Below are 885 nucleotides of genomic sequence, written 5' to 3'. Positions count from 1 at the left end.
ACCTCTCCTCATCCCCACCTAGAAGTGAAAACTGCCTTATATACTTGGCATTACCTGATGAAGCAGCAATTTTATCAAGAGTAATAGATTTACCAGATGATCTTTGGCCAAGTATGATGTTTAGGCCAGTTGACAATAAAAGTCCATCAGCAGTTGCTTGGAAAAAATCATTTCCACTTTCTTTAGTTAAAGCGATTTTACTTCTATCAAACAAACATGATTTTATTCCGCTTAATGAAATTTCATTAAGGTCTATGTAAGTCTGTCGAGATGGGAAATTCTTTAGTCCATCTTTAAATCTGATATCACTAAACAATACTGGTACGAGCTTTTCGACATCTTTATAGGCTCGTCTAAACTTTGAAACACTGGCAACTTCACCTGCAGTTATGTGTGGTTTTAAAGATTCAATTATTTCTTTTTTGATGTTTGGACCCTTATCAACATGAGGAATTAATAAATATTTGGACAGGTCTGTGAATATTTCATTGAATTTTTCTAGTGAGATGTCATCATCATTTGAGTTTATAAGACTGGATACTCTTTTACACCTCTCATCGAAATCAGAAATTTCAAATTCGTCAGTATCTGCGATTAATAAAATGTGACCTCCCTCTAAGTCAATTTCTATCCCGGGAAAGACTGTAATACTGAGGTGATTTCTTATTTCAAAATATTGCTTTGAGTCGAATATGTTGTGATTTGTAATTGCTAGTGCATCAATTTCTAATTGCTCTACATAATCCTTTACTTTGCTTAGATCAAAATCAAAGGGACTATCACTTACTGTTGATACAGTATGAGTATGTAGATCAATTTTTTTCATTCGATTTTTAGCTTGTGGCTAACATCAGCATAACAGAACTTCTGTTATACCTCTTATTT

General features: G+C 33.4%; 1 protein-coding gene. It reads right to left on the bottom strand.

The genetic code is table 11. From position 1 onward, the window contains the following. A partial coding sequence (locus E1140_RS00160) for a PHP domain-containing protein (protein WP_425481984.1) occupies positions 1–826 on the bottom strand: 826 nt, incomplete at its 3' end. Positions 827–885: the final 59 nt, after the last annotated feature.

Source organism: Fulvivirga lutimaris, assembly GCF_009711525.1.
Classification (GTDB): Bacteria; Bacteroidota; Bacteroidia; order Cytophagales; family Cyclobacteriaceae; genus Fulvivirga; species Fulvivirga lutimaris.
This window is presented reverse-complemented; position numbering and strand designations above follow the sequence as displayed.